At 71.4% G+C, this 25,389-nt stretch carries 22 protein-coding genes; 4 read left to right on the forward strand and 18 right to left on the reverse strand.

What is annotated here, in order from left to right; translation table 11 throughout:
• Positions 1 to 75: 75 nt before the first annotated feature.
• From G495_RS17050 to G495_RS0101760, 15 genes are all read right to left on the reverse strand, one after another.
• Complete coding sequence (locus G495_RS17050; protein WP_051444956.1) at positions 76 to 1,275, reverse strand: glycosyltransferase; 1,200 nt, start codon at positions 1,273 to 1,275, stop codon at positions 76 to 78.
• Positions 1,238 to 2,407, reverse strand: coding sequence for a glycosyltransferase family 4 protein (locus G495_RS17055; protein WP_084457735.1), 1,170 nt, complete (start codon positions 2,405 to 2,407; stop codon positions 1,238 to 1,240). The genes G495_RS17050 and G495_RS17055 overlap by 38 nt, the downstream gene beginning before the upstream one ends.
• 13 nt (positions 2,408 to 2,420) lie before the next feature.
• On the reverse strand, positions 2,421 to 2,972 hold the full coding sequence (fliS, locus tag G495_RS17060; RefSeq protein WP_051444957.1) for a flagellar export chaperone FliS: 552 nt from the start codon (positions 2,970 to 2,972) through the stop codon (positions 2,421 to 2,423).
• Between the two features lie 20 nt (positions 2,973 to 2,992).
• On the reverse strand, positions 2,993 to 4,657 hold the full coding sequence (fliD, locus tag G495_RS0101705) for a flagellar filament capping protein FliD (protein WP_028586390.1): 1,665 nt from the start codon (positions 4,655 to 4,657) through the stop codon (positions 2,993 to 2,995).
• A gap of 153 nt (positions 4,658 to 4,810) precedes the next feature.
• Positions 4,811 to 5,701, reverse strand: coding sequence for a flagellin N-terminal helical domain-containing protein (locus G495_RS0101710; RefSeq protein ID WP_028586391.1), 891 nt, complete (start codon positions 5,699 to 5,701; stop codon positions 4,811 to 4,813).
• Between the two features lie 323 nt (positions 5,702 to 6,024).
• Entirely contained in the window at positions 6,025 to 6,813 is a 789-nt protein-coding gene (gene tsaB, locus G495_RS0101715; protein WP_051444958.1) for a tRNA (adenosine(37)-N6)-threonylcarbamoyltransferase complex dimerization subunit type 1 TsaB, read from the reverse strand.
• 4 nt (positions 6,814 to 6,817) lie between these two features.
• Entirely contained in the window at positions 6,818 to 7,891 is a 1,074-nt protein-coding gene (gene rseP / locus G495_RS0101720; protein ID WP_028586393.1) for an RIP metalloprotease RseP, read from the reverse strand.
• Between the two features lie 52 nt (positions 7,892 to 7,943).
• Positions 7,944 to 9,140: a 1-deoxy-D-xylulose-5-phosphate reductoisomerase gene (gene dxr, locus G495_RS0101725; protein ID WP_035250454.1), complete on the reverse strand. Its 1,197-nt coding sequence runs from the start codon at positions 9,138 to 9,140 to the stop codon at positions 7,944 to 7,946.
• 8 nt (positions 9,141 to 9,148) lie between these two features.
• Positions 9,149 to 10,006, reverse strand: coding sequence for a phosphatidate cytidylyltransferase (locus G495_RS0101730; protein WP_028586395.1), 858 nt, complete (start codon positions 10,004 to 10,006; stop codon positions 9,149 to 9,151).
• 16 nt (positions 10,007 to 10,022) lie between these two features.
• Positions 10,023 to 10,754 (reverse strand): polyprenyl diphosphate synthase, encoded by a 732-nt coding sequence (gene uppS, locus G495_RS0101735; protein WP_028586396.1) that lies wholly within the window; start codon positions 10,752 to 10,754, stop codon positions 10,023 to 10,025.
• A 66-nt stretch (positions 10,755 to 10,820) separates the two neighbouring features.
• Positions 10,821 to 11,375 (reverse strand): ribosome recycling factor, encoded by a 555-nt coding sequence (gene frr / locus G495_RS0101740; protein ID WP_028586397.1) that lies wholly within the window; start codon positions 11,373 to 11,375, stop codon positions 10,821 to 10,823.
• Complete coding sequence (gene pyrH, locus G495_RS0101745) at positions 11,376 to 12,098, reverse strand: UMP kinase (protein WP_028586398.1); 723 nt, start codon at positions 12,096 to 12,098, stop codon at positions 11,376 to 11,378. It lies immediately after the preceding gene.
• A gap of 92 nt (positions 12,099 to 12,190) precedes the next feature.
• Complete coding sequence (gene tsf / locus G495_RS0101750) at positions 12,191 to 13,048, reverse strand: translation elongation factor Ts (protein ID WP_028586399.1); 858 nt, start codon at positions 13,046 to 13,048, stop codon at positions 12,191 to 12,193.
• Positions 13,049 to 13,050: 2 nt separating this feature from the next.
• Positions 13,051 to 13,854 carry a 30S ribosomal protein S2 gene (gene rpsB, locus G495_RS0101755; protein WP_028586400.1) on the reverse strand — a complete coding sequence of 268 codons (804 nt, stop codon included), beginning with the start codon at positions 13,852 to 13,854 and terminating at the stop codon, positions 13,051 to 13,053.
• Between the two features lie 160 nt (positions 13,855 to 14,014).
• Positions 14,015 to 14,773 (reverse strand): fumarylacetoacetate hydrolase family protein, encoded by a 759-nt coding sequence (locus G495_RS0101760; RefSeq protein ID WP_028586401.1) that lies wholly within the window; start codon positions 14,771 to 14,773, stop codon positions 14,015 to 14,017.
• A 720-nt stretch (positions 14,774 to 15,493) separates the two neighbouring features.
• On the opposite strand from G495_RS0101760, the gene G495_RS0101765 reads away from it, so the two are divergent.
• Positions 15,494 to 16,291: a 2-amino-3,7-dideoxy-D-threo-hept-6-ulosonate synthase gene (locus G495_RS0101765; RefSeq protein WP_028586402.1), complete on the forward strand. Its 798-nt coding sequence runs from the start codon at positions 15,494 to 15,496 to the stop codon at positions 16,289 to 16,291.
• Positions 16,292 to 16,371: 80 nt separating this feature from the next.
• Here G495_RS0101765 and G495_RS0101770 read toward each other — a convergent pair whose 3' ends face one another.
• Positions 16,372 to 17,538: a response regulator gene (locus G495_RS0101770; RefSeq protein ID WP_028586403.1), complete on the reverse strand. Its 1,167-nt coding sequence runs from the start codon at positions 17,536 to 17,538 to the stop codon at positions 16,372 to 16,374.
• A 458-nt stretch (positions 17,539 to 17,996) separates the two neighbouring features.
• Here G495_RS0101770 and G495_RS0101775 point away from each other — a divergent pair, with 458 nt between their 5' ends.
• The 3 genes from G495_RS0101775 (at position 17,997) to G495_RS0101785 (ending at position 23,023) form a co-directional block, all read left to right on the forward strand.
• Positions 17,997 to 18,431: a cytochrome c family protein gene (locus G495_RS0101775; protein ID WP_245588338.1), complete on the forward strand. Its 435-nt coding sequence runs from the start codon at positions 17,997 to 17,999 to the stop codon at positions 18,429 to 18,431.
• 12 nt (positions 18,432 to 18,443) lie between these two features.
• On the forward strand, positions 18,444 to 20,471 hold the full coding sequence (locus G495_RS0101780; RefSeq protein WP_028586405.1) for a methyl-accepting chemotaxis protein: 2,028 nt from the start codon (positions 18,444 to 18,446) through the stop codon (positions 20,469 to 20,471).
• Between the two features lie 224 nt (positions 20,472 to 20,695).
• Positions 20,696 to 23,023: a methyl-accepting chemotaxis protein gene (locus G495_RS0101785; protein WP_028586406.1), complete on the forward strand. Its 2,328-nt coding sequence runs from the start codon at positions 20,696 to 20,698 to the stop codon at positions 23,021 to 23,023.
• A gap of 317 nt (positions 23,024 to 23,340) precedes the next feature.
• Here the strand turns inward: G495_RS0101785 and G495_RS0101790 are convergent, their stop codons facing one another.
• Positions 23,341 to 23,853, reverse strand: coding sequence for a hypothetical protein (locus G495_RS0101790; RefSeq protein ID WP_028586407.1), 513 nt, complete (start codon positions 23,851 to 23,853; stop codon positions 23,341 to 23,343).
• A gap of 83 nt (positions 23,854 to 23,936) precedes the next feature.
• On the reverse strand, positions 23,937 to 25,337 hold the full coding sequence (locus G495_RS0101795; protein WP_028586408.1) for an NAD(P)/FAD-dependent oxidoreductase: 1,401 nt from the start codon (positions 25,335 to 25,337) through the stop codon (positions 23,937 to 23,939).
• Positions 25,338 to 25,389: the final 52 nt, after the last annotated feature.

Below are 25,389 nucleotides of genomic sequence, written 5' to 3' on the forward strand. Positions count from 1 at the left end.
TACATGCAACCCCGGGGGATATCAACAGCGCTTGGCGCGGCGCTTGGCGCGGCGCCCCGCGCGGTGTCCGAGGGCTCAGGCGGGGTCGAAGGGCAGGGTCACCGCCTGCAGGTCCGCCGGGCCGTGGGCCTCGGGCAGCAGCTCCGGGGCCAGGGCCGGGTAGTCTGCGGACAGGGTGTGGCGTACGCCGCCCGCGCCCGCGCGGTCGAACCCGGCCAGCTTGGCGCGCACGCCCTCGGGGTCGCGCAGCAGGCGGTTCAAGTGGACGATGGACAGGTCGAGGGCCACGCCGAAGGGCCCGCGCGCGCCCGTCAGGCGCTCGTGGACGGGCCGCTCGTAGTGCAGGGCCGGGGTGCGCCGCACAAGGCGCGGTTGCAGGTCCGGCCACAGGCCCAGCCCGGCCAGCACGCGGTGGCCGTCGGGGTGCAGCGTGCGGCGCGGCAGCAGGAAGAGCCCCGGGCCGTCGACGCCGCCCCGGCGGGCCAGCTCGCGCACGCCCTGCCAGCCGCCGGGGACCAGGCGTTCGTCGGCGTCGAGCACGAGCACCCAGTCCGTGCGGCAGGCGGCGAGCATGGCGTTGCGCTGGGCCGCGAAATCGTCGCCCAGGGGCCGCGCCAGGTGGCGCACCGGGGCCGCGCAGGCCGGGGGCGCGGCCGGAGGCGCGGTGGCGTCCCAGAGCGCCACCACCTCGGCCACCCAGGGCGGCACCTGGGCGAAGAATTCCCCGAGCCCGGGGTCTCCGGGAGCCAGGATGGCCGCCAGGGTCAGGGTCGGGGCGGGCGCGGCGGCGGGCGCCGGGCCCAGGGGCGCAGCGCGGGCGAACAGGCGCCGGGCCAGGGCCCAGTCCCCGGCCTGGGGCCCGGGGTGCAGGCGCAGGTGGGTCGTGGCCGGGGTCAGGCCGTGCAGGGTCCAGAGCAGGAAATGGGCCCAGGGCGAGGTGTCGGCCAGCAGCACCGTGCGCCCGCCCGCCCGGGCCCAGGGCGCCCCGGGCTCGGCCAGGGCCGCGCGGGCCAGGGCCGTGTCCTGCTCGCAGACCGTGAGGTCCACCCCCGGGGGCAGGGCGGCGTCCAGGGCCCGGGCCAGGTCGCCCGCGCCCAGGCCGAGCAGCAGCACGTGCTCGCGGGGCTCGCGCTCCAGGGCGCGCAGGCAGCCGTCCAGGGCCGCGCGCAGGGCCCCGGGCGCCAGGGGCGCGGGGGCGGGCGCCTGGGCCTGCCCGGCGAAGCCGAAGCGCAGGACCTCAGCCGTGTAGCGCGCGAAGGGGTGCGGGGCGGTCATGGCGGGCGGTGTCCGGGGCCGTGTCCGGGGTGATGTCCGGGGCGGGGTCGCGCTGTGCCGGGCGCGCGGGGGAGGCCCCGGCCCGGGCGGGCAGTTCGTCGTAGATGTCCATGAGCCGCGCGGCCACCACGGGGGTGTCGAACAGCGCCCGGGCCCGGGCCCGGCCCGCCTGGCCCATGCGTCGGGCCAGCTCCGGGTCGGCGAGCAGCCGGGCCACGGCGCCGGCGTAGTCCTCGGGCGTGGCGGCCACCAGGCCGGTGACGCCGTGCTCCACCAGTTCGAGCTGGGCGTTGTCCTTGAGGCCGGGGCAGGGGTGGGTGACCACGGGCAGCCCGGCGGCCATGGCCTCGGCGATGACCATGCCGAAGGTCTCGCCCGTGTCGTTGGCGTGGGCCAACACGCCGACGGTGGCGAAAAGCGCCGCCAGCCCCGCGTCGTCGGCCACGGGCTCCAGGAAGTCCACATGCGCCGCGAGGCCCCGGGTGGCCACCCACTCCCGGGCCTGGGCGGTGCCGCCGATGACGCGGTAGGCCGCGCCGGGCACGCGCGCCAGCAGGTGCGGCAGGAACTCCAGGGCCAGGGCCGACCATTTGCCGGGGTCGGCCCGCGACACGCGGCCCACGGCCAGCGGCGCCCCGGCCCCCGCCCCGGGGCAGGCGGCGAAGGCCGCGCAGTCCACGGGGTTGTACAGCACGCGGTGGCGCGGGCCGGACACGTCCAGCCCGTGCACGGCGCCGTAGCGGCGCAGGCAGAAGGTGGAGACGAACAGGTGGCGGTCGATGATCCGGGCCCCGGGACTGGGGTCGTGGCGGCCGAAGACGTTGGTTTCCACCACCGCCCCCGCCCCGGCCAGGGCCGCGCTGCGCAACAGGCGCGGCTCGGGCCAGCCCGCGCGGTGCAGGTGGATGATGTCGGGCGCCGTGCGCGCGGCGGTGCGCAGCAGGTCCGGCCCGATGTGCACCGGGATGCCCAGGGCCGTGAGCTGGGCGCGGCGCGGGCCGTCGGCGAAGGCGTGGACCACCGGGCGGTAGCGCGCGGGGTCCATGGCGGCGGCCAGCAGCTGCATGGCCTTTTCCGTGCCGCCCAGGCCCAGGCCCCCGCAGACGTGCAGCACCGTGCGCGGCGCGCTCATGGCCGGGCTCCGCTCAACCCTGGCGTGAGGGGCCGTAGGTGCCGGGCATGGCGCCCTTGTGCACCGGGCGCAGCACGGCCCGGGGGCCGTAGGTGCCCTGGGCCTGGGGCGCGGGCTGGGCCGGGGGCTCGGGGGCGGCCTGGGGCGCCTGGGCGGGCGCGGGCGGCTGCTCCTGGGCCTCGGCGGCCTGCTGCTGGGGCGCGGTGCTCTTGATGCGGTTGAAGGCGTCGCGCAGCGAGTCGAGGATGCGCACGACCTCGTCGATCTTTTCGGGCTTCATCTCCAGGTTGGCCCGCAGCAGGCGCGTGTTGCAGTAGAAATAGAGCTGGTGGAGGTTCATGGCCAGCTCGCCGCCCTTCTCGCGGTTCAGGCATTCGTCCAGCTCGGAGATCACGTCCATGGCCCGCGAGATGAGCTGGCCCTTGCCCGCGTAGTCGCGCTGGGCCATGCAGATCTTCGCTTGGTTCAGGTACTTGATGGCCCCGTCGTAGAGCAGGATCAGCAGGTCGCCCTGAGTGGTGGTGGTGACCTGGGTCTGGAAGTACGCCTTGGCGGCCTTGAGCATGGGAATCTCCGGATGCTGGGTTACGAGGTCGAGGAGGACAGCTGCTTGGTCTGGTTTTCGAGGGAGGTCTTCATGTTCTCGTAATAGGACAAGGTGGCCTCCAGCCGGGCGAAGCGCATGCGCATGGTGCTTTCCGTGCGCGCGATGCGGTCCTCTTCGTAGGATATCTTCTTGTTAATGTTGTTGATGATGGTCTGGTAGTTCTTCTGCAGGATGTGCAGCGGCCCGGAAACCGAGCTGGTCAGGTTGGTGAGCTTTTCGGTGATCTCGCCCGCCTTGCCGAGCTTGAGGTGGATTTCGCCGCTGAAGGTGCTCGAGGCAGTGGTGTTCACGGCGGAGATGGACAGACCGGCCACGGGCGTGTTGGCCGGGCCGGTGAGAGTCGTGCCGCTGATGGTCGCCGCGTAGCCGCCGATGGTGGCCGAGACGATGGCGCCCGAGCCGTTGGTGGTGTACTCCACGGCGTAGCTCCCGGCCTTGGTCATGCCCGTGATGTGCCCGGCGTAGAGGAAGTCCGGCGAGTCCGTCGAACCATCGTAGCTGACGCTGAACAGGCTGGCGACCTCGTCGGGGTGGTCGGTCAGGGCCTTCTTGAACTTGGTCTCGTCGAGCAGCAGCAGCCCGCGCGTGGGCGAGCCCTCCTCGGCGTCGGTGGTGATGCCAATCTGGCCCAGGGTGGAGATCACGTCGTCGTCGTAGTCGAAGCCCAGGCCCTTGCCTGCGGTGATCTCCTTGAGCTGGGAGCTGATGATCTGCACCCCGTAGTTGCCCGTAAGCAGCGAGCCCTGCTGGGTCTGCTCGTTGAACTTGGTCAGGTTGATGAGCGCGGTGCGCACCTCGTTGATCTTGTCCACGAAGCCGCGCACGTTCTCCAGGATGGCCGCGTCGTCGTTGGCGACGGTGATGACCGAGGTGCCGGGGTCCTTGACGGTGAAGGTCAGGCCTTCCACCACGTCGGCCACGGTGTTGGAGGTGGAGTCGATGGCCAGTCCGTCCACGGTGAACTGGGCGTTCTGGGCGGTCTGGGTGTTGGTCCAGCTGGCGGCGCCGAAGCCCGCCAGGGTCGTGCCCGCGCCGATGTCCACGGTGTTGTCGGCGCCCATGTCCAGGCCGCGCACCTGCAGGTGGTAGGTCGAGCCGTTGTAGACGATGCTGGCGCGCACCCCGGGGTTGTCGGGGTCCTTGTTGATCTGGTTGACCAGGGCTTCCAGGGTCGTGCCCGCGGCCACGTCGATGGACATGGTCTGGGGGGAGGCGGTGCCGTAGGTCAGCTCCAGCACGCCATCGGCCCCGGCGACGCTGGCGGTCTTGCTGGCGAAGCCGGTGGCCAGGTTGGTCTGGATGTCGGTCCTGGCGATCTGGGTCACGACCACGGTGTGCGTGGCGCTGACGGCGGTGCTGGAGGCCGTGGCGGTGGCCACGGTGGCGTTGGACGCGCCCACGTTCTTGATGAAGAACTCGTCCATGGTGTCCATGCCCTGCATGTGCGTCTTGAGCCCCAGGAGCATGGTGTTGAGCTCCTTGAAGGCGATCTGCTTGTTTTCCCAGTCGGTGCGCCAGGTGATGAGCCGCTGCTTGTGCACGCTCTGGGCCTGGACCATGGCATCGATGATGGAGTCGAAGTCCGTGCCGTTGCCAAGGCCGGTGAAGTGGATCGCTCCTGAGCTGAGATAGTCGCCGGGCATGTCGCGTCGCTCCTCACGTGCAAAAAATTCCTGGCCAGAGGTCGCCGCCCAGGCGGCTGCAAGGTTGGTGCCAGGAAACAGCCAGCCGGGCCGCGCCGGAGGGGCGCGGCCCGGGCAGGCGGCCCGGGGCGGGGCGCAGGGGGCCCCGGGCGGCTAGCCGCCGAGCAGCTGCATGGCCAGACGCGGCAGGCTGTTGGCTTGGGCCAGCATGGCCACCGCGGACTGGGTCAGGATCTGCTGGCGCACGAATTCGGTCATCTCCAGGGCCACGTCCGCGTCGGAGATGCGCGACTCCGAGGCCTGGAGGTTCTCGGCCTGGACCTCCAGGTTGGTGATGGTGTTCTCCAGCCTGTTTTGCAGCGCGCCGAGGCTGGCCCGGATGTTGTCCTTGGAGACGATGGCCTCGTTGAGGGCGTCCAGGGCGTTCTGCGCGGCGGACTGGGTGGAGATGGAGTAGCCTGCGCCCGCCGGGGCCTGGTTGCCCACGCCCAGGGCCGAGGCCGTGGCCGTGTTGATCTGGATGTAGTAGTAGTCCTCCGAGCAGTCGTTGCCCGTGCCGAAGTGGATCTTCATCTTGCCCGTGGGCATGATCCCCGAGCCGTCGTGCGTGCTCCCGGAGAGGTTGCCGTTGAGCAGGTAGATGCCGTTGAAGTCCGTGGCGTTGGCGATACGGGTGATTTCCGAGGCCATGGCCTGGTACTCGGAGTCGATGAGCAGGCGCTGGTCGGAGTTGTACGTTCCCGTGGCCGCCTGTTCCGCCAGCTCCTTCATGCGGATCAGCTTCTCGTCGATGACGCCCAGGGCGCCGTCGGCGGTCTGGAGCAGCGAGATGGCGTCGTTGGCGTTGCGGGCGCCCTGGTGCAGGGCCGCGATTTCCGAACGCATGATTTCGCGCACGGCCATGCCCGCCGCGTCGTCGGCGGCGGTGCCGATGCGCAGCCCGGACGACAGCCGGCGGACCGACGTGCCGAGCGCCCCGAAGGAGTTGCTCAGGTTCCTGGCGGCGTTGATCGCCATCAGGTTTGTGTTGATGACCAGAGACATGCCACTTTCCTCCATGAAAGTCTGTTCTCTGCGCCCGGCGTCCCTGCCGGGTTATGCATAAGGCCCACGGGGCGCCGCCTGGCTGTCCTTGCCGGGCTGTGTCCGCGTGTTGCAGGTCTCATCGGCGGGGCGGAGGTGTGGCTTTAGGGGGCGGGTGCGATTTGGTGCGTCCTGCCCTGGGGGCGCGGGGCAGTGGGCGCAGCTGGCGCGCGGGCAGCGGGGGCGCGGGGGCCGGGGCGGAAGCGGGAAACGGCGCCAGGGGCGCGGCTGGCGGGGGGCAGGGGCCAGGGACGCGGGCGGAACGGGCCGGGCTGGCGTGGGGCTCAGGCCTGCGGGGCGTCCAGGCGCGAGGTGGCCTCGTCCAGCTGGCGGCGGGCGCTGGCGGGGTCCAGGCCCCGGCTGGCGGCAATGGCCGCGAGGTTGTCCTCGGCGTCGCTGGCGCGCAGGTACAGGGGCTCGGGGGGCTCGGGGCCGAAGGCGGCGGCCTGCGCGGCGCGGGCCAGCACATGGGGCAGGGGCTGGTCGAAGCGCGTGTCGGGCAGGGCCATGCCGGGCAGGGCGGCGTCGAAGAACGCGGCGTTGTTGCGCAGCCCGCTGCCCAGGGCGCGGCAGGGCCCGGGCAGGGCCCCCAGGGCCCGGGCGGCGGCCTCCAGGCTCATGGGCGCGGGCCCGGCCAGGGGCGCGGCCTGGGGCATGGCGAAGGGCTGCATGTAGACCTGGCCCGTGCGCGAATGGGTGACGACCGCCAGGGTGCCGCCAAGCAGCGGCGCGGGCCCGGCGGCCAGCAGGGGCAGGTAGTCCAGCCCGGCCAGGGGCAGGCCCGCCGCCCGGGCCAGGCCCAGGGCCAGGGCCATGGTCATGCGCAGCCCGGTGAAGCTGCCCGGCCCGCGCACCACGGCCACCCCGGTCAGCTCCGCCGCCGTCAGGCCCAGGGCGTCCAGCAGGCCCGCCAGGGCCGGGGCCGTGTGCTGCATGGCGCGCCCTCCCACGGCCAGCTCCTGGGCGGCGAGCACGGCGCCGTCCTGGGCCAGCACGAGCTGGAGGCGCTCCTCGGCGCCGCACAGCACCAGGGCCGGGCGCAGCTCGGGAGTCTGGGGGCGTTTGCGGGCCACGGCGTCAGGACGGCGCGGTGAACAGCCGCAGGATGTCGTTGAAGATGGCCAGGCCCATGAGCGCCACCAGGAACACGATGCCCAGGCGCGTGGTCATGATCTGCCAGCGCTCGGGCACCGGGCGGCGGAAGATCATCTCCAGGGAGAAGAACAGGATGTGCCCGCCGTCCAGCACGGGGATGGGGAAGAGGTTGATGAGCCCCAGGTTCACGCTGATGATGGCCGTGAGCAGCAACACGCTGACGATGCCCTGCTCGGCGCCCTGGCTCACGAGCTGGGCGATCATGATCGGCCCGCCCACTGTCTCCAGGGGGATGACGCGCTCCACGATCTTGACCAGGGCCTTGAAGGTCAGCACGATGTAGCCCCAGGTGTCCCTGGCGCCCTCGATGAAGGCCGCGCCCGCGTGCATGGGCAGGGTGGCCAGCTCGCCCGCCGAGCCCACGCCGAGCATGGGCGTGGTGATGGTCTCCCCGAAGATGGAGCGCCGCTCGGACAGGCGCGGGGTCACGTCCAGGACCAGGACGGCGCCGTCGCGCTCCACGGTCAGCGCGATGGGCTGGCCCTGGTTGGCGGCGATGCGCTCGGTCATGTCGTTCCAGAAGTGCACGGTCACGCCGTCCAGGGCGGCGATGTGGTCGCCGGGCAGCACGCCCGCGGCCTCGGCGGCGCTGCCCGCCTGCACGCTGCCCACGGTGGTGGCCAGCTCGGTCTTGCCCGCCGTGGCGTAGATGCCAAACAGCACCACCCAGGCCAGCACGAAGTTGAACACCGGCCCGGCGGCGACCACGAGCATGCGGTGCAGCGGCGGGCGCAGGGCGAAGTTTTCGGCGGCGGTGAAGCCGTCGGGCTGGTCGTCCTGGGCGGACTCGCCCACCAGCTGCACGTAGCCGCCCAGGGGGATGAGCGAAAGCTGGTAGCGCGTGCGGCCTCGGTCGAAGGCCAGCAGCCGGGGCCCGAAGCCCAGGGAGAAGGTCTTGACCCCGATGCCCAGCAGCCGGGCGACCAGGAAATGGCCCAGCTCGTGGAAGAAGATCAGCGCTCCAAGAACGAGGATGACGGCGAAGGCACCTTGCATCGCGGGGGGTCTCCAGTATGCGGCCCGGCCCCGGCGGGGGCGGGGGGCGGCGTCAGGGGTTGGCGGCCCAGGCGCGGACCGTGGCGCGGGTGGCGCCGTCCAGCTCCAGGATGGCTTCCAGGCTGTCCACGGGCCGGGGCTGGTGGGCTTCCAGGGCCCGGCCCACCAGGGCGGGGATGTCCAGGAAGCCGATCTGCCCGGCCAGGAACAGTTCCACGGCCACCTCGTTGGCGGCGTTCACGGCCACGGGGTGGCTCGGGCCCGCGGCTAGGGCCTGGAAGGCGTAGGCCAGGCAAGGAAAGATATCTAATGCCGGGGCTTCGAAGGTCAAGTGCCCGGCGCGCACCAGGTCCAGCGGCTCCAGGGACAGCGCGGCCCGCTCGGGCCAGCACAGGGCGTAGGCGATGGCGATGCGCATGTCCGGCGGGCCGAGGTGCGCGAGCACCGAGCGGTCGTGGTATTCCACCAGCGAGTGGACGATGCTTTGCGGATGGACCACCACCTCGATGGCCTCCGGCCCCAGGCCGAAGAGGTGCGCGGCCTCGATGACCTCCAGGCCCTTGTTCATCAGGGTCGCCGAGTCCACGCTGATCTTGGCGCCCATGGACCAGTTGGGGTGGGCCAGGGCCTGGGCGCGGGTGACGCGGGCCAGCTCCGCGCGGCCCTTGCCCCGGAAGGGCCCGCCCGAGGCCGTGAGGATCAGGCGGCGCACATGGCGCGGGTCGTGTCCGGCCAGGGCCTGGAACAGGGCGTTGTGCTCCGAGTCCACGGGCAGGATCATGGCTCCGGAGGCGTGGCATTCCTGGCGGAACAGATGCCCGGCCAGCACCAGGGCCTCCTTGTTGGCCAGGGCGATGACCTTGCCCGCGCGGGCGGCGGCCAGGGCCGGGGGCAGCCCCGCCGCGCCTACCTGGGCCGCCAGCACCGTGTCGGCCTCTGGCAGGGTGGCCAGCTCGACGTAGGCTTCGGGGCCGACGAGGATCTCGGGGGCGTAGCCTGCGGGCAGCAGGGCGCGCAGCTCCCCGGCGGCCTCGGCGGTGAGCACCGCCAGCCGGGGCGGGCGCAGGGCAGCGGCCTGCGCGGCCAGCAGGGCGGCGTTGCGCGCCCCGGCCAGGGCCAGGACCTCGAAGCGCCCCGGATGCTCGGCCACCACGCGCAGCGCGCTGACGCCGATGGACCCGGTGCTGCCCAGGACCACCAGCCGCCTGGGGCCGCCGGGCCGGGGAACGAGGGGCGAGATGTAGCGCATGGCGGGGCCTAGTTGGCGGCGCCGCGGAAGAAGTGGAACACGGCGTCCAGCCCCGCGTAGGTGGCCACGGCCAGCAGCAGGCTGTCGATGCGGTCGAGCACGCCGCCGTGGCCGGGCAGCAGGGTGCCCGAGTCCTTGACGCCCAGGCGGCGCTTGAGGGCCGACTCGAAGAAGTCGCCGAACTGGGAGGAGACGTTCAGCCCCGCGCCCAGCAGGGCCCACATCCACCACGGCCTGCCCGCCCCGGCCCCGGCCAGCCAGAATTCGTCCACCGCCCCGGCCAGCAGGCAGACGCCCACGCTGGTGGTCATTCCGCCCAGGCTGCCCGCCCAGGTCTTCTTGGGGCTGACCCGGGGCCAGATCTTCGGGCCGCCGATGAGCGACCCGGCGTAGAAGGCCCCGGTGTCCGAGGCGAATGTCGCCAGCAGCACCAGGATGATCTCCATGCGCTCGAAGCCCAGCAGGAACTGGAGCATCACCGGCAGGTAGAGCAGGCCCGTGAGCAGCACCGAGGCCCGGCCGTAGGAGGACTCCTCGCCCTGGTCCTCGGGGCGCTCGGCGTAGCGGCACAGGAACCACAGGTTGCAGACCCAGAAGGCGCCGATGAGCGCGCCCAGGATCATCCAGGGCTGCCCGGTCTTGCCGGCGTAGAGGATGAGCACGCCCAGGGCCAGGCCCGCCGCCTTGAGCGGGGCGTGGCGCCCGCCGCTCCAGAACATGCTGTAGAACTCCCACAGCCCCGCGCTGGACAGCGCCGCCAGCAGGACGAACTCGGGCCAGCCCCGCAGGGTGATGGCCAGGGCCAGCAGCGGCAGCAGGATGAGCGCCGTGGTCACGCGTTTCTTGTGCGAGTCGGACAGGGGCATGGTTGCGGGCGCCTCGTCAGGGGGTTGGGCCGATCTGTTCGGCGGTCTTGCCGAAGCGGCGCTTGCGCGTGGCGTAGTCGGCCAGGGCCTTGTCCAGCTCGGCGGCGTCGAAGTCGGGCCACAGGGTCGGGGTGAAATACAGCTCGGAATACGCGCACTGGAACAGCAGGTAGTTGGACAGCCGCAGCTCGCCGCTGGTGCGGATGATCAGGTCCGGGTCGGGCTGGCCTGCGGTGTAGAGGCGCTCGGCCAGGGCCTGTTCGGTGATCTGGGCGGGGGCCAGGCCGTCCTGGACCATGCGCCGGGCGGCGCGCACGATCTCGTCGCGCCCGGAGTAGTTCAGGGCCAGGTTGAGGACCATGGCCCGGCCCTTGGCCGTGCGGGCCACGGTGTGGGCCAGGGCCTTGCGCGTGAGCAGCGGCAGGGCGTCCATGTCGCCCAGCACGTTCAGGCGGATGTCCTGGGCCAGCAGGGTGTCCAGCTCCTTGTCCAGGAAGCGGCGCATCAGCTCGAAGAGCGACTCCACCTCGTCCTTGGGGCGGCCCCAGTTCTCGCGCGAGAAGGCGTACAGGGTGACGTGGCCGATGCCCAGCTCGCGGCAGCGGGCGACGAAGGCCCGCGCGGCGGTGGTTCCGGCGGTGTGGCCCTGGCTGCGGGTCAGGCCCCGGGCCTGGGCCCAGCGGCCGTTGCCGTCCATGATGACGGCCAGATGCCGGGGAAGTTCTGTGGGGTGCAGGGGCGGCTCCATTGGGGGTCGGCCCGGCGGGCCCGGGCCCCGGCGGGCGTCGGGGCGCGGGCCTCGCGCGGGGGGAGGCTAGAGTTCCATGACTTCCTTTTCCTTGGCGTCCAGGGCCTTGTCCGCCTCGGCGATCAGGTCGTCGGTGATCTTCTGGATGTCGGCCTGCCCGGTGCGCAGGTCGTCCTCGGTGATGGCCTTGTCCTTCTGGAGCTTTTTCAGCTGGTCGTTGGCGTCGCGGCGGATGTTGCGCATGGCCACGCGGCAGTCCTCGGTGTACTTCTTGGCGACCTTGACCAGATCCTTGCGGCGCTCCTCGGTGAGCGGGGGGATGTTGATGCGGATGATCTTGCCGTCGTTGACCGGGGTCAGGCCCAGGTCGGACTTCATGATGGCCTTCTCGATGGCCGAGAAGGCCCCGCGGTCCCAGGGCTGGATGGTCAGGCTGCGGCTCTCGGGCACGGAGATGGAGGCGATCTGCTTGAGGGGCGTGGGCGTGCCGTAGTAGTCCACGCTGATGTCCTCGACCAGCGACGGGGTGGCGCGGCCGGTGCGCAGCTTGGCGAAATCGTGCTCCAGGGCCGCCAGGGCCTTCTTCATGCGCTGCCTGGAATCGTCGAGAACGGACTGCATCTATTCTCCTCCTTGCACGGTGGTCCCGACGTCTTCGCCGGTGACGACCTTCTTGATGTTGCCGCTGCCAAACAGGTTGAACACGCAGATGGGCATCTGGTTGTCCATGGCCAGGGAGATGGCGGTGGAATCCATCACCTGCAGCCGCCTGCTCAGCACGTCGATGTACGTCAGGTTCCTGAACAGCGTCGCGTCGGCGTGCTTCTCCGGGTCCTTGTCGTACACGCCGTCCACCTTGGTGGCCTTGAGGATGGCCTCGCAGTGCAGCTCGGCGGCGCGCAGGGCGGCGGCGGTGTCCGTGGTGAAATACGGGTTGCCGGTGCCTGCGGCGCAGATGACCACGCGGCCCTTCTCCAGGTGGCGCACGGCGCGGCGCCGGATGTAGGGCTCGGAGACCTCGCGCATGGTGATGGCGCTCATCACGCGGGTCTGCACGCCTTCCTTCTCCAGCCCGTCCTGCACGGCCAGGGCGTTCATCACCGTGGCCAGCATGCCCATGTAGTCGCCCTGGGCGCGGTCCATGCCCTTGGCGCTGGCGGCCATGCCGCGGAAGATGTTGCCCCCGCCGATGACCAGCGCCACCTGCAGGCCCATGCGCACGACCTCGGCGATCTCCTTGGAGAACGCGCTGACGGATTCGGGGTCTATACCGAATTTTTTCGTGCCCGCCAATGCCTCGCCGGAGAGCTTGAGCAGCACCCTGGAGAAACGCAGTTCGCTCATTGTCATTGCCTCGTGCTGTTTTGTTGGGCCCGGGCGCACCCCGCCGGGCGCGTCCGGGCCAAAAAAAACGGGCCTTGCGGCCCGTTTTGGGGTTACTCGGCTTTGCTTTCGCCGCCCTCCCCGAGGGCGAGTCGGACGAAGCTTGTCACCGTCGCACCGGGGGCAGCTTCCTTGAGGTACTGCTTGATGCTCTTCTTGTCATCCTTGATGAAGGGCTGCTCCAGCAGGCAGACTTCCTTGTAGAACTTGGACACGCGGCCCAGGACGACCTTGTCGGCGATCTCGGGGGCCTTGCCCTCTTCGATGGCCTGGTTGCGGTAGATGTCCTTCTCCTTCTCCAGCAGGTCGGCGGGCACCTCGGCGGAGGTCAGGCAGACGGGGCTGGCGGCGGCGACCTGCATGGCCACGTCGCGGGCGGCATCGACGTTGGTGGAGCCCGTCATGGGCACCAGCACGCCGATCTTGCCGTTGGAGTGGATGTAGGAGCCGATGCAGCCGTCGGCCACGCTGGCCTTGGCGAAGCGGCCCACGCCCATGTTCTCGCCCAGCTTGGCGATGAGGTTCGTCACGTCGGCCATGTCGCCGGGCAGGTCGGCGGCGGCGCCCACGGTCATGCCGCCGGGACCGGCGGGCAGGTCAAGGGCGGCGACCTTGGCGGCCAGGTCGGCGGCGAACTGGCGGAACTCGTCGTTCTTGGCCACGAAGTCCGTCTCGCACATCAGCTCGGCGATGGCGGCGGTCTTGCCGTCAGCGGCCATGAAGAAGCCGATCAGGCCCTCGGAGGTGGCGCGGCCGGCCTTCTTGGCGGCCTTGGCCAAGCCCTTCTCGCGCAGATAGGCGATGGCCTTCTCTTCGTCGCCGCCGGTCTCGGCCAGGGCCTTCTTGCAGTCCATCATGCCTGCGCCGGTCTTGTCGCGCAGGGCCTTCACCTGGGATGCGGAAATAGCCATGTCTAGATCTCCTCGTCGTCGTCCGAGTCGTCGGCCATGGGAGCGGCCTCGGCCATGGCCGCGTCGGCGGTCTTGTCGCCAGCCTTGGCCTTGCTGGCGGCCTTGGCCATGGCCACCTCGTCCTGGCGGGCCTCGCCCTCGAGGCAGGCGTCGGCGATGTGGGCCACGAACAGCTTGATGGCGCGGATGGCGTCATCGTTGCCGGGGATGATGTAGTCGATGAGGTCGGGGTCGCAGTTGGTGTCCACCACGGCGACCAGCGGGATGCCCAGCTTGCGGCACTCCTTGACGGCGATCTCCTCGCGCTTGGGGTCGATGATGAACGCGGCGCCCGGCAGGGCCTCCATGTCCTTGATGCCGCCCAGGGCGTCGTTGAGCTTCTCGACCTCGCGGGTCATGCCCACGATCTCGCGCTTGGGGAACTTGTTGATGGTGCCGTCCTCGAACCAGCCCTCGATCTTCTTCAGGCGGTCGATGGAGCGCTTGATGGTCTGGAAGTTGGTCAGCGTGCCGCCCATCCAACGGTTGGTGACGTGGTACTGCCCGGCGCGCTCGGCTTCCTGCTTCACGGCCTCCTGGGCCTGGCGCTTGGTGCCGATGAAGATGATCTTCTCGCCGCGCGAAACCACGTCGGCGATGAAGTCGTAGGCCGTCTGGAACAGGCGCACGGTCTGCTGCAGGTCGATGATGTGGATGCCGTTGCGCGCGCCGAAGATGTAGGGGCGCATCTTGGGGTTCCAGCGCCGGGTCTGGTGGCCGAAGTGGACGCCGGTCTCCAGCATCTGCTTCATGCTTGCGTAAGCCATGGGAATGCCTCCTGGTGGGTTGTTGTCCCTCCACCCCGGCGGGCTGCCGCCACAAACCCCGCACCATGCGGGGCACCCTGGGCGGCACCGGGGTGTGTGGAATCGAAGTCGGGGGTGTATATACGATAATGGGGCGGAGCGCAACCCCCGCCCCGGCGGCCTATTGCAGCGGAGCGGCGCCCTCGTCCCGGGCTGCGTCGTCGGGCGCCCCGGCCACGGAGTTGATCAGGCGCCCCAGCCCGGCGATCTCCACGGCCACCTCGTCGCCGGGCGCGATGGGCACCGGCGCGCCGGGAGCCCCGGCGAAGACCACATCGCCGGGCAGCAGGGTCATCACCCGCGAGACGATGCTCAGGGCGGTCCAGGGGTCGGCGGGCAGGTCCGCCGTGCTGGCCTGGGCCACGGCGCGGCCCCCCACCAGGACCGACACGGCCAGGGCCGTGGGGTCCTCCACGTCGGTCTCGATCCACGGGCCCACGGGGGCGAAGGTGTCGAAGCCCTTGGCCCGGGCGGGCAGGCCGTCGTGCTCCAGCAGGTCGCGGGCGGTGACGTCGGCGGCGCAGGCGTAGCCGAAGATGTGCGCCGGGGCGTCCTCGGGGCGCAGGTTGCGGCAGGTGCGGCCCACGACCACGGCCAACCCCCCGGCGTAGTCCACCCGCCCGGCCTCGCGGGGCACGACGATGGTCCCTCCGGGGCCGATGACGGCGGTGGGCGGCTTGAGGAACAGCCCCGGCCCGCCCCCGGCGGCGCCCGCCGCGAGACAGACGATCTTGCTGGGCACGGCCAGGGGCAGGATGACCACCTGGCTCAGGGGGATGGGGGCGTCCAGGCCCTTGCTGCGGTCCAGGCAGAGCACGCTGTCGCCCATGAGGCGGGCGTAGAAGGACTGTTTCATGGCGCTGACGCGGATGACCTGCATGGACCCTCCCGGCTCTTGGCGCCCGGCCCGGATGGCCGCAGCGCGGACAAGCTGTAGCACGGGGCCGGGCCCCTGTCTAACCGCCCCGGGCGGGCCGGGCGTGGGCCCTTTGCCCCGTGGGGCGCGCCCCTGGCCGGGCAGTGCGCCGCCGTGTGCCCGGTCTGGACGGGTGCTCTTGCCCGGAGTGCCCACGCGGCGGGCCTGTTGGCCGCGTCGGCCCGGGCGGGGCGGTGCCGGGACTGCGCAGGCCCGGGGAGGGCCGGGCGGGCGGAGGGGCCAGCCTTGGGGCGAGAGCGATCCTTCGCCGCAGCGGACCCGGACCCGGGCCCCCGGGGGATGACGGGCAGGCGTCTTCTTTGCGCGGAAAAACTATTATCGGTTTCGTCTTGACAGGCGTCCGGCCCCGGGCTAGGGTCCGCCCATGCGCACCACGACCACCCCCCACGGCCTTCAGGGCCTGCACGCCCCCGCCCCCCGGGGCTCCCGCGCCGCCGCCCCGCAGGGCCCGCGCGCCCATGCCCGTCAGAGCCTGCCTGCCACCGCCGCCCCTGGCGGTTTCGCGGGCTTTACGGGCTTTTATTACCCCGGCGGCGGCAGGCCCGGGGCAGGGGGTGCGTTCTAGCCGGCAACGGCTGCGCCGCACACCGGACCCACGGGCCGCTGGAACGCTCCAGCGGCCCTTTTTCATGCCCGAACCACAGCACCCGAGGAGAACCAGCCATGCACATCGGCAAAGCCATCCGGATGGAACGCATCTTCAACCGCGACACCGAGCGGGCCATCATCGTGCCCCTGGACCACGGCACCACCGTGGGCCCCATCGCCGGGCTCATCGACATGCGCGAGACCCTGAGCCACATCGCCGAGGGCGGGGCCAACGCCGTGCTCATGCACAAGGGCCTGGTGCCCTGCGGCCACCGCCGCAGCGGGCCGGACATCGGGCTCATCGTCCACCTTTCGGCCAGCACGACGCTCTCGCCCTTCCCCAACGCCAAGACCCTGACGGGCACGGTGGAGGACGCCATCAAGCTCGGGGCGGACGCGGTGTCGGTGCATGTGAACATCGGCGACGAGACCGAGCGCGACATGCTGCGCGACCTGGGGCGCACGGCCTCGCGCGCGGCGGACTGGGGCATGCCCGTGCTGGCCATGGTCTACGCGCGCGGGCCCAAGATCAAGGACGAGTACGACCCCGCCGTGGTGGCGCACTGCGCGCGGGTGGGCATGGAGCTGGGGGCCGACGTGGTCAAGGTGCCCTACACCGGCGACCCCGAGACCTTCGCCCGGGTCACCGAGGGCGTGTGCGTGCCGGTGGTCATCGCGGGCGGGCCCAAGCTGGACAGCGTGGCCGGGCTGCTGACCATGGTGCGCGACTCGCTGGCCGCCGGGGGCCGGGGCCTGTCCATCGGGCGCAATATCTTCCAGGCCGCGCGGCCCTACCAGCTGGTGCGCGCCCTGCGCGGCATCGTCCACGAGGGCTGGAGCGTGGAGCAGGCCCTGGAAGGCCTGGAGGGATAGGGCGGCCCGGGCGCGGCGGGCGTGGCGCCAGCCGCAGGGCTGGCGCCCCCGGCGCTGGTGCTGGCCTGCTCCTGCCGGGCTCAGAAGTCCAGGGCCAGGGGTGCGGCGCTGGGCAGCGGGCCGCCGTGTCGGTAGGCCTTGCAGGTGTACTTGAGCACGGCCCACAGGTCGTGCATCACCCCCGGGGCGCCGCCCGGCGCAGGCTCGGCGCCGTGCGCCGTGCGCCGGGGCATGTCGCCCATCACGGCCTTGTACACCGCCCCCGCGTTGCCGCGCCCCGTGGCCTGGGCCAGGGCCAGGGCCACCTGGCGCGCGGCGGCCTCGGGGTCGCGGGTGAAGTGGCAGGCCCGGGCCACGGCGGCGTGGACCTCGGCGGCGGGGCTGTAGCGCGCGGCCAGGGCGTAGGCCCGGCCCGCCGCCGCGTGGGCGCCCTGGCGCACGAGGGAGAAGCCCAGGTCCATGAACGGGTTCTCGGTGGCGGGGCTGTCGCGCAGGATGAGGGCCAGCTCGCGCCGGTTGCGCAGCATCTCGTCGCGCCGGGCGAAGGCCTGGGCCGCGCGCAGCATGTTCTCGCGGGCGCGCGCCGGGTCGCCCAGGTGCTTCCAGGCGCTGGCCAGGCCCACATAGGCCTCGGCGTGCAGGCTGTTCACGGCCACGGCCCTGGAGAACTCGCGCACGGCCTCCTCGTAGCGCCGCGCGACCAGATGCGCGCAGCCCGCCTCGTAGCGCTGCGCGGCCTCGTCGGCCGGGGGCGCGGCCTGCTCGAAGGCCTGGCGCGCCGCGTCGTGGCGGCCCCGGGCGGCCTCGCGCCGGGCCAGGGCCAGGGCGGCCAGCCGGGCGGCCCCGGGGTCGGCCCCGCGCGCGGCCAGGCGCAACTGGCGCCGGAAGGCCTCCGGCGAGTAGGGCCGCAGCAGGAACCCCGAGCAGCCCGCGGCCACGGCTTCGAGCACATCGGTCTCGGCCCCGCGCGTGCTGGCCAGGACGAGGGGCGTGCGGTCGAAGGCCCGGCGGCGGCGCAGCATGGCCGCCACCCGGACGCCCGTGGTGCGCCCCAGGTCGGCGTCCAGCAGCACGAGGCCCACGGGGTTGGCCGCCAGCCAGGCCATGGTGGCGCGCACGTTGGTGCCGCCGCGCACCACGGGCACCCCCGCCCGGCGCAGGAAGTCGCGGTCCGTGCGCAGGTGGGCCGCCGAGGGCGTGACCACCAGGGCCGAGGCGAAGGGGGGTGTGCTTGCGTGGCGTTGCATGGCGTGGCGGCTCCGGAACGGGGTTGCACGGGGCTTTGCCTGCCTTATCGGCGGCCCGGGCAGGGACTTTACTCCCGCCCGCGCGCCCGGCCTGTTCCCTGCTTTCATCCAGACACGCCCCTGCCCGCGCCTCCGGCCCCGTCCCCGCTGCCGCGCCCGTCCGGGCCCCTGGCGTGGCGGTTTCAGGGGATATGATATTTTTTTCACTATTCCACTTGCGCCAACCTGCCGATATGACGGAATGAACCGGGTTTGCCCCCATGAAACGGGCCCTGGCGGGGCTTGATCAACGGGCGCGGACTCGGCTAGGACAGGCCACGCCGCCGGGCCGGGCCCCGTTTGGGGGCCGCCCGGCGCACACCGGGCGTTCGCGCCCGAGCGGGCCGCACCGGGCGGCCCGGCTGCCGATCTGACGCGAGCGGAGGTTTCCCATGACCAGGGGATTTGTGACGCGGTCCATGGCGACCGCAATGATGGTGGTGCTGCTGTGCTGCACTGCCGGGGCCGGAGCCGGGGGCTATGTCGGCTCCAAGGCCTGCGGCGATTGCCACGACGAGCAGTACGAGAATTTCTCCCAGTATTCCAAGAAGGCCCATTCGCGCCGCAGCGTGGAGATCATGGCCTCGGACCTGACCCCCGAGGAACTGCGCGGCTGCTACGAATGCCACACCACGGGCTACGGCAAGGGCGGGTTCACGGACTACCAGTCCACCCCCGAGCTGGCCGACGTCGGCTGCGAGACCTGCCACGGCCCCGGCGCGGAGCACGCCGAGTCCGGCGACCCGCAGCTCATCCTGCGCAGGCCCGAGCTGGCCACCTGCGAGGGCTGCCACAACGCCGAGCGCGTGGCCGACTTCAACTTCAAGCCGCTGCTGTTCAGCGGCGCGCACTAGAAGGAGGCGGCCATGCTCAAATCCCTGCGCAACCACGTCAGCGCCAAGGTCACGGCCCTGGTGCTGGGCATCAGCGTGGCGGTGTTCACGGCGCTGGTGCTCATCAGCGCCACCTGGCAGCGCCAGGGCATGGTGGAGCAGATGGACGGCGCCCTGACGCGCACCGCCGAGCTGATCCGCCTGGCCGTGGAGAACCCCATGATCGTGGGCGACGACGCGGGCACCAAGAAGGAATTCGCCTTCTTCCGCGACAAGTACGCCGACATCACGGTCTACCTGACCAACTTCAAGGGCAACGTCACCTACAGCACCGACGAGGCCATGGTCCGCCGCGACTTCGTCCAGGCCTACGACCACGAGGGCATCCGCGAGCTGTTCGACCGCGCCCTCAAGGCCCCGGTGGAGTCCGGGCTGCTGTCCCGCCACGACGGCAAGGACCTGTTCATGCGCGTGATGAGCGTGCCCAACGCCAAGACCTGCCACCACTGCCACGGCTCCTCGCAGCCCATCCTGGGCGAGATCGTGGTCGTGCAGGACGTGAGCCCGGCCATGGCCGCCATCGACTCCCACGTCTGGAGCTTCGTGGGCCTGTGCGCCATGGGGCTCGCGCTGCTGGTGACGCCGGTGGTCATCTTCCTGCGCCGCAGCGTCATCGCGCGCATCTCGGCCATCGCCGGGGCGGCCAACGAGGTGGCCTCGGGCAACTTCTCGGCCCGTTTCGACGCCGCCAGCGGCGACGAGCTGGGCCAGCTCGGCGGGCACCTTTCGGAGATGGTCGCCAAGCTCAAGACGCAGCTGGGGTTCTCCCAGGGCATCCTGAGCGGCATGACCGTGGCCTGCTACGTGGCCGACACCCGGGGCCGGGTGACCTTCGTCAACCGCCCCCTGCTGGACCTGCTGGGCCTGGACGGCACGCCCGAGAGCTATGCGGGCCGGGCTGTGGCCGAACTGTACTACGGCGACGCCACCCGCGAGACCATCGTGGGCCGCGTGCTGGAAACGCGCCAGGCCCAGTCGCGCCCGCGCTTCGAATACACCAACCGCAAGGGCGCCCAGATGTTTCTGAGCGTGGAGGCCGCCCCGCTGTATGACCTGGACGGCACCCTCATCGGCGCCTTCGCCCTGACCAGCGACCTGACGGCCATCGTCGAGCAGCAGCGGCTCATCGAGGCCCAGAACGAGCGCATCGCCCGCGCCGCGGCCCAGGCCGAGGACGTGTCGGTGCAGATGTCCACCTTCGCCGACGAGCTGGCCGCCCAGGTGGACGAGGCCAGCAGCGGCTCCGCCGAGCAGCAGGCCCGCACCGCCGAGGTCGCCACGGCCATGGAGCAGATGAACGCCACGGTGCTCGAAGTCGCCAGCAGCGCGGGCGGGGCGGCGGAAATGGCCGACAAGGCCCGCACCATGGCCGAGGACGGGCGCGAGGTGGTGCGCGAGGCGGTGGCCCTGTCCGAAGGGCTGGCCGGGCGCGCCGAGGATCTCAAGCGCGATATGGCCAACCTGGGCCGTCAGGCCGAGGACGTGGGCCGGATCATCGAGGTCATCAACGACATCGCCGACCAGACGAACCTGCTGGCGCTCAACGCCGCCATCGAGGCCGCGCGCGCGGGCGACGCCGGGCGCGGGTTCGCCGTGGTGGCCGACGAGGTACGCAAGCTCGCCGAGCGGACCATGGCCGCCACCCAGGAGGTCACCAGTTCCATCAAGACCATCCAGGCCAGCGCGGCGTCCAACGTGGAGGGCACGGGCCGCACGGTGGAGGGCATCGCCCGCAGCCGCGACATGGCCCAGAAGTCCGGCGAGGCCCTGGGGCGCATCGTGGAGATGGTCCAGCAGACCGCCGACCGCGTGCGTTCCATCGCCACCGCCGCCGAGGAGCAGTCGGCCACCTCGGAGCAGATCACCCGCTCCACCGAGGGCATCAACCACATCGCCCACGAAACGGCGCGGACCATGGCCGAATCCGCCGTGGCCGTCTCGGAGCTGGCCCAGCAGGCCCAGACCTTGCGCCGGATCATCGAGGACATGCGCGCGGGCTGACACCGCGCCGCCAACGCCAGCCACGGCCCCGGGGTGCTTTGCAGCCCGGGGCCGTTTTTTCCGGCCTGGAGCGGACCTTGCGGCGCGGGCAGCCTTGACCGTGTTCCAGGGTCTCGTGCATAATCGGTTCTTCGGTCTCAAGAAAACCCTTGCCCCGGCCGATCATTCGCAACGAGGCCACCCGCACCGGCCAGGACCACGCCACCTTCGCAAAGGGGAACTCCATGAAACTGCGCAGCATCAATTCCCAGGTCTCGCTCATCGCCACGCTGGTCGTGGTCGCCGCCATCACCGGGCTGGTCCTGTACGTCAGCGCCTCGACCTATCGGGTGGCCCGCGACCTGGGGGTGCAGATGTCCGACCAGTCCGTGGACCTGGCGGCCAAGGCCCTGGATTCCTACATGCAGGGTGCCATGGGCAAGGTCGAGGGCCTGGCCAAGCAGAAGAACATCACCAACAGCCTGTCCCCGGGCTTTTCCGCCTCGCGCGCGCAGAAGACCTTCGAGGAGATCATGGAGGTGGAGCCCGACTACTGGGCCATGTTCACCTTCGACACCAAGGGCAAGATCGTGGCCGGCACCAACGCCAAGGGCGTGGACATGACCGGCGGGGACCGCGCCTCGCGCGACTACGTGCAGGCCATCCTGGGCGGCAAGGACGTCTACGTCACCGAGACGGTGCTCAACGCCGCCAGCGGCGACGGCACCATGCTCATCTTCGGCGTGGCCAAGGCCGTGCGCGACCTGGACGGCTCGCTGCTTGGCGGCATCGCCGTGTTTCCGCGCTGGGAGGTCTTCACCCAGCGCTTCATCGACCCCGTGCGCGTGGGCCGCGAGGGCTACGGCTTCGTGTTCGACCCCAAGGGCGTGATGATCGCCCACGCCGTGAACAAGGACCTGCTGCTCAAGGATCTGTCCGACCAGGGCTTCGTGCGCCAGGCCATGGAGCAGGGCGGCGGGGTCATCAACTACGAGTGGGAGGGCCGGGCCAAGGTCATGACCGTGCGCCGCAACGAGACCACCGGCTGGCTGTTGTGCATGAGCGTCTACGAGGACGACCTGGCGGCGGGCGCCCTGCAGCAGCGGGGCATCCTGGCCGGGGTCGGGCTGGGCATGGTCCTGCTCGTCTCCGGGATGCTGGTGTTCATGCTGCGGCGGCTGGTGTTCCGGCCCCTGGCGGCCATCGAGGCCTATTCCGGCGAGGTGGCCGAGGGCAACCTTTCGGCGGCGCTCTCCGGGGTCTTCCGCCACGAGATGCACAACCTGGCCGGGCATATCACGCACATGGTGGGCGAGCTCAAGCGCAAGCTGGGCTTCGCCGAGGGTGTGCTGGCGGGCATGACCTCGCCGTGCATGGTCGTGGACCCCGAGGGGCGGCTGACCTTCGTCAACGCGCCCCTGCTGGAGCTGTTCGGGCGCACGGAGAGCGTGAGCCAGGCCCTGGGCATGGACCCGTCGCTGCTCATCCACAACGCCCCGGGCCACGAGAGCCTCGCCGCCCGGTGCCTGCGCGAGGGCCGCGAGGTGCGCGACCAGGAGCTGGCCGTGACCACCGCCAAGGGCCGCGAGATCGTCGTGCGCTACGACGCCGCCCCGTTGCGCGACCTGGACGGCACCCCCATGGGCGCTTTCCTGGTGTTCTTCGACCTGACGGACATCCGCCGCACCCAGCGGCTGGTGGAGGAGAAGAACACCACCATCGGCGAGGCCGCGCGCCGGGCCGACGTGGTGGCCGAGCAGGTGGTGGACGCCAGCCAGGAGCTGGCCGCCCAGGTGGAGCAGTCCTCCCAGGGGGCGGACCTGCAACGCGAGCGCGCCTCCGAGGCCGCAACGGCCATGGAGGAGATGAACGCCACGGTGCTCGAAGTGGCGCGCAACGCCTCCGAGGCTGCGTCCCTGGCCGACAAATCGCGCGACCGGGCCCTGGCCGGGGCCGAGGTGGTCGAGCGCATGACCGGCACCATCCGCCAGGTCCACGAGAACGCCGCCCAGCTCAAGAGCGACATGGCCGAACTGGGCGCCCAGGCCGAGAACATCGGGCAGATCATCGGCGTCATCAACGACATTGCCGACCAGACCAATTTGCTGGCGCTCAACGCGGCCATCGAGGCTGCGCGGGCGGGCGACGCGGGCCGGGGCTTCGCCGTGGTGGCCGACGAGGTGCGCAAGCTGGCCGAGAAGACCATGGCCGCCACCCAGGAGGTCGGCGCCTCCATCCGCACCATCCAGCAGAGCGCGCAGAAGAACGTGCGCAACACCGAGCAGGCCGCGCAGTCCATCGACGCGTCCACGGGCATGGCCGCCGAGTCCGCCCAGGCCCTGCGCGAGATCGTGGGCTTCATCGAGCGCACGGCGGACCAGGTGCGGGCCATTGCCACGGCCAGCGAGGAGCAGTCCGCCGCGTCGGAGGAGATCAGCCGCGCCACGGGCGAGATCAACCAGATCGCCACCGAGACGGCCCAGGCCATGGGCGAGTCGCGCCGGGCCACCGACGACCTGGCGCGCATCGCCGCCGACCTCAAGGCCATCATCGACGCCATGCGCGACGCCTAGCGCGGAGGCGGGCGCGGGGCTGCGGCCCGGCGCTGGCGCAGGCTCAGACACAGCAAAGCAAAAGGCCCCGGATGCGTTCCGGGGCCTTTCGTTTGTGGGCGCGGGGGGGGGCGGGGCCCGCAGGCGGGCCTGTCGCGGGAGGTCGCGCGGGACAGGGCAGGGGCCCGCCGTCCGGCGCGCAAAAAAACACCGTACCGAATCCCTGCAACCCTCATGGCCAGGGGGCCGGGCGCGCGCGAACGCGCGAAAAAACACTGGCCCCGGAGCGAATCCGGGGCCAGTGGCCGTTTCGGCCCGTGGCGCGGGCGCCGCCGGGGCTATTGTTCCGGTTTGGCCTTGGGTGCGGCCTTGGGGGCCTTGGGCTGCGGGGCCGGTCCGGCCCCGGCGGCTTCGGCCTCGTCGGGCGTGGCGGCGGCGGCGCGCGGCAGGTGGCGCTTGAGGCGCGCGGCGGCCCCCGTCGGGTCGTCGCCGGGGCCCAGGTGGCGCATGACGCCTTTGTTCGAGAACCAGTGCCAGCCCTCGGGCTCGCGCAGCAGCCGCGCGCCGTTGGCGGCCAGGAAATCCTCGGCCAGGGCGCGGTCCACGGCGTCCTGCATCCCGGCCAGCAGGCGCTGGTTGTCCAGCACCACGCTGGCCGTGCGGAAGATCTCCAGGGCCCCGTGGGCCACGTCGAGCAGGGGGAAGTCGTCGTCCCTGGCGCGGCCCGCGAGGATGCGCTCCAGGGCCGCGAGATCCTTGCGCAGTTCCTTGATTTCCTCCAGGGCGATGGCCCGGGCCTCTTCGGTGGCTTCGAGCATGGCCTTGAACATGGGGGCGGTGGGCTGCTGCACGGGCGGGCCTCCTCGGGGGTTGCGGTTGCGGGCGCGCGGCCCGGGTTTGCTGCGGCCTGGGGCCCGGGGGCGGCCCGGCGGGCTCAGCCCGCGCGGCGCACGATCTCCTTGGCCGGGATGAGCCCCGTGGCCGAGGCCGAGACGATGTTGCCGGCCACACCCGGGCCGTCGCCGGCCACGAACAGCCCGGCCACGGGCGTTTCCAGGTGCGCGCTGGTCGTCACCTGCGTGGCGAAGAACTTGATCTCCGGGGCGTAGAGCAGGGTCTCGTCGTTGGCCACGCCGGGCACGGCGTAGTTGAGCTGCTCCAGGCCCTGGACGAGGTTGGTCACGATGCGTTCGGGCAGAGCCATGGCGATGTCGCCGGGCACCACGTCCTTCATGGTCGGGTTGATGTAGCTGTTCTTGATGCGCTCCCAGGTGCTGCGCCGCCCGCGGCGCAGGTCGCCGAAGCGCTGCAGGATGGGCTTGCCCCCGCCGATGAGCGTGGCCAGCCGCCCGATGGACTCGCCGTAGGCCTGGTTGTCGGACACCGGCTCGGTGAGCACCACCTTGGACAGGAAGGCGAAGTTGGTGTTCTCGCTCTTGAGGTTCATGTTGGCGTGGCCGTTGACGCACACGAAGTCCTGGTAGTTTTCCAGGGCCACGAAGCCGCCGTAGTTGGTGCAGAAGGTGCGCGTCTGGTCGTCGTACTTGCGGGTGCGGATGAAGAAGGTCGGGTCGTAGACGATCTCGCACAGGTCCTTCATGATATCGTTGTGGACCTCCACGCGCACGCCGACCTCGATGCCGCGCTGGGTCACGGGCAGGTCCAGGGCCTGCACCACCCGGCCCACCCACTCCGCGCCCACGCGCCCGGGCGCCAGGATGACGTTTGGCGCGTAGTAGCCGCCGCGCTTGGTGAGCACGCCGGTGACCCGGCCCTCGTCCACCAGCACGTCCCTGACCTCCTCGGAGGTATGCACGGTCACGCCCATGGCCAGCAGGTCCTCGACCATGGCGTTGATATGCCCGGGCAGGTTGTCCGAGCCCAGGTGCTTCTGCTTGATGATGAGCAGGTCCACGCCGTGGCGCAGGGCCTCGCGGCGGATGGCCCGGGCGGCGTTCATGTCCGTGGGGAAGACCTGGCCGTCCATGCCGTAGGCGTTGAACACGGCCTCGGTCTCGTCGATGAGCGCCTGGGCCTGGGCCAGGGGCATGAACTGGGTCAGGTCCGTCTTGCCGAGGATGGGGATGAAGTTCAGCTTGCCGTCGGAGAACAGGCCCGCCCCGCCCATGCCGGACAGGATGTTGCAGGGCTTGCATTTGACGCATTCCTGGCCGTGGCCGATGGGGCAGTGGCGCTTGAGGGGCGCCTTGCCCTTGTCCAGCACCAGGACCTTGAGCCGGGAATTCCTGGCCAGGTACCAGGCCGAAAAAAGGCCGGCGGGCCCGCCGCCGACGATGATGACGTCGAAGTTCTTGCCGGGGTTCTTGGATGCCATGAACGGATGCTCCACAAGGGTTTGCGGGGGGGCGCGTCCGGAAATTCGCGCG

Source organism: Desulfocurvus vexinensis DSM 17965 (genome assembly GCF_000519125.1).
Lineage (GTDB): Bacteria > Desulfobacterota > Desulfovibrionia > Desulfovibrionales > Desulfovibrionaceae > Desulfocurvus > Desulfocurvus vexinensis.

Excerpts from the sequence above, each read along its gene's own strand:
- G495_RS17050 (WP_051444956.1), bottom strand. The coding sequence starts at position 1,275 with ATGACCGCCCCGCACCCCTTCGCGCGCTACACGGCTGAGGTCCTGCGC.
- G495_RS17055 (WP_084457735.1), bottom strand. The coding sequence starts at position 2,407 with ATGAGCGCGCCGCGCACGGTGCTGCACGTCTGCGGGGGCCTGGGCCTG.
- fliS (WP_051444957.1), bottom strand. The coding sequence starts at position 2,972 with ATGCTCAAGGCCGCCAAGGCGTACTTCCAGACCCAGGTCACCACCACC.
- fliD (WP_028586390.1), bottom strand. The coding sequence starts at position 4,657 with ATGCCCGGCGACTATCTCAGCTCAGGAGCGATCCACTTCACCGGCCTT.
- G495_RS0101710 (WP_028586391.1), bottom strand. The coding sequence starts at position 5,701 with ATGTCTCTGGTCATCAACACAAACCTGATGGCGATCAACGCCGCCAGG.
- rseP (WP_028586393.1), bottom strand. The coding sequence starts at position 7,891 with ATGCAAGGTGCCTTCGCCGTCATCCTCGTTCTTGGAGCGCTGATCTTC.
- dxr (WP_035250454.1), bottom strand. The coding sequence starts at position 9,140 with ATGCGCTACATCTCGCCCCTCGTTCCCCGGCCCGGCGGCCCCAGGCGG.
- G495_RS0101730 (WP_028586395.1), bottom strand. The coding sequence starts at position 10,006 with ATGCCCCTGTCCGACTCGCACAAGAAACGCGTGACCACGGCGCTCATC.
- uppS (WP_028586396.1), bottom strand. The coding sequence starts at position 10,754 with ATGGAGCCGCCCCTGCACCCCACAGAACTTCCCCGGCATCTGGCCGTC.
- frr (WP_028586397.1), bottom strand. The coding sequence starts at position 11,375 with ATGCAGTCCGTTCTCGACGATTCCAGGCAGCGCATGAAGAAGGCCCTG.
- pyrH (WP_028586398.1), bottom strand. The coding sequence starts at position 12,098 with ATGAGCGAACTGCGTTTCTCCAGGGTGCTGCTCAAGCTCTCCGGCGAG.
- tsf (WP_028586399.1), bottom strand. The coding sequence starts at position 13,048 with ATGGCTATTTCCGCATCCCAGGTGAAGGCCCTGCGCGACAAGACCGGC.
- rpsB (WP_028586400.1), bottom strand. The coding sequence starts at position 13,854 with ATGGCTTACGCAAGCATGAAGCAGATGCTGGAGACCGGCGTCCACTTC.
- G495_RS0101760 (WP_028586401.1), bottom strand. The coding sequence starts at position 14,773 with ATGCAGGTCATCCGCGTCAGCGCCATGAAACAGTCCTTCTACGCCCGC.
- G495_RS0101765 (WP_028586402.1), top strand. The coding sequence starts at position 15,494 with ATGCACATCGGCAAAGCCATCCGGATGGAACGCATCTTCAACCGCGAC.
- G495_RS0101770 (WP_028586403.1), bottom strand. The coding sequence starts at position 17,538 with ATGCAACGCCACGCAAGCACACCCCCCTTCGCCTCGGCCCTGGTGGTC.
- G495_RS0101775 (WP_245588338.1), top strand. The coding sequence starts at position 17,997 with ATGGCGACCGCAATGATGGTGGTGCTGCTGTGCTGCACTGCCGGGGCC.
- G495_RS0101780 (WP_028586405.1), top strand. The coding sequence starts at position 18,444 with ATGCTCAAATCCCTGCGCAACCACGTCAGCGCCAAGGTCACGGCCCTG.
- G495_RS0101785 (WP_028586406.1), top strand. The coding sequence starts at position 20,696 with ATGAAACTGCGCAGCATCAATTCCCAGGTCTCGCTCATCGCCACGCTG.
- G495_RS0101795 (WP_028586408.1), bottom strand. The coding sequence starts at position 25,337 with ATGGCATCCAAGAACCCCGGCAAGAACTTCGACGTCATCATCGTCGGC.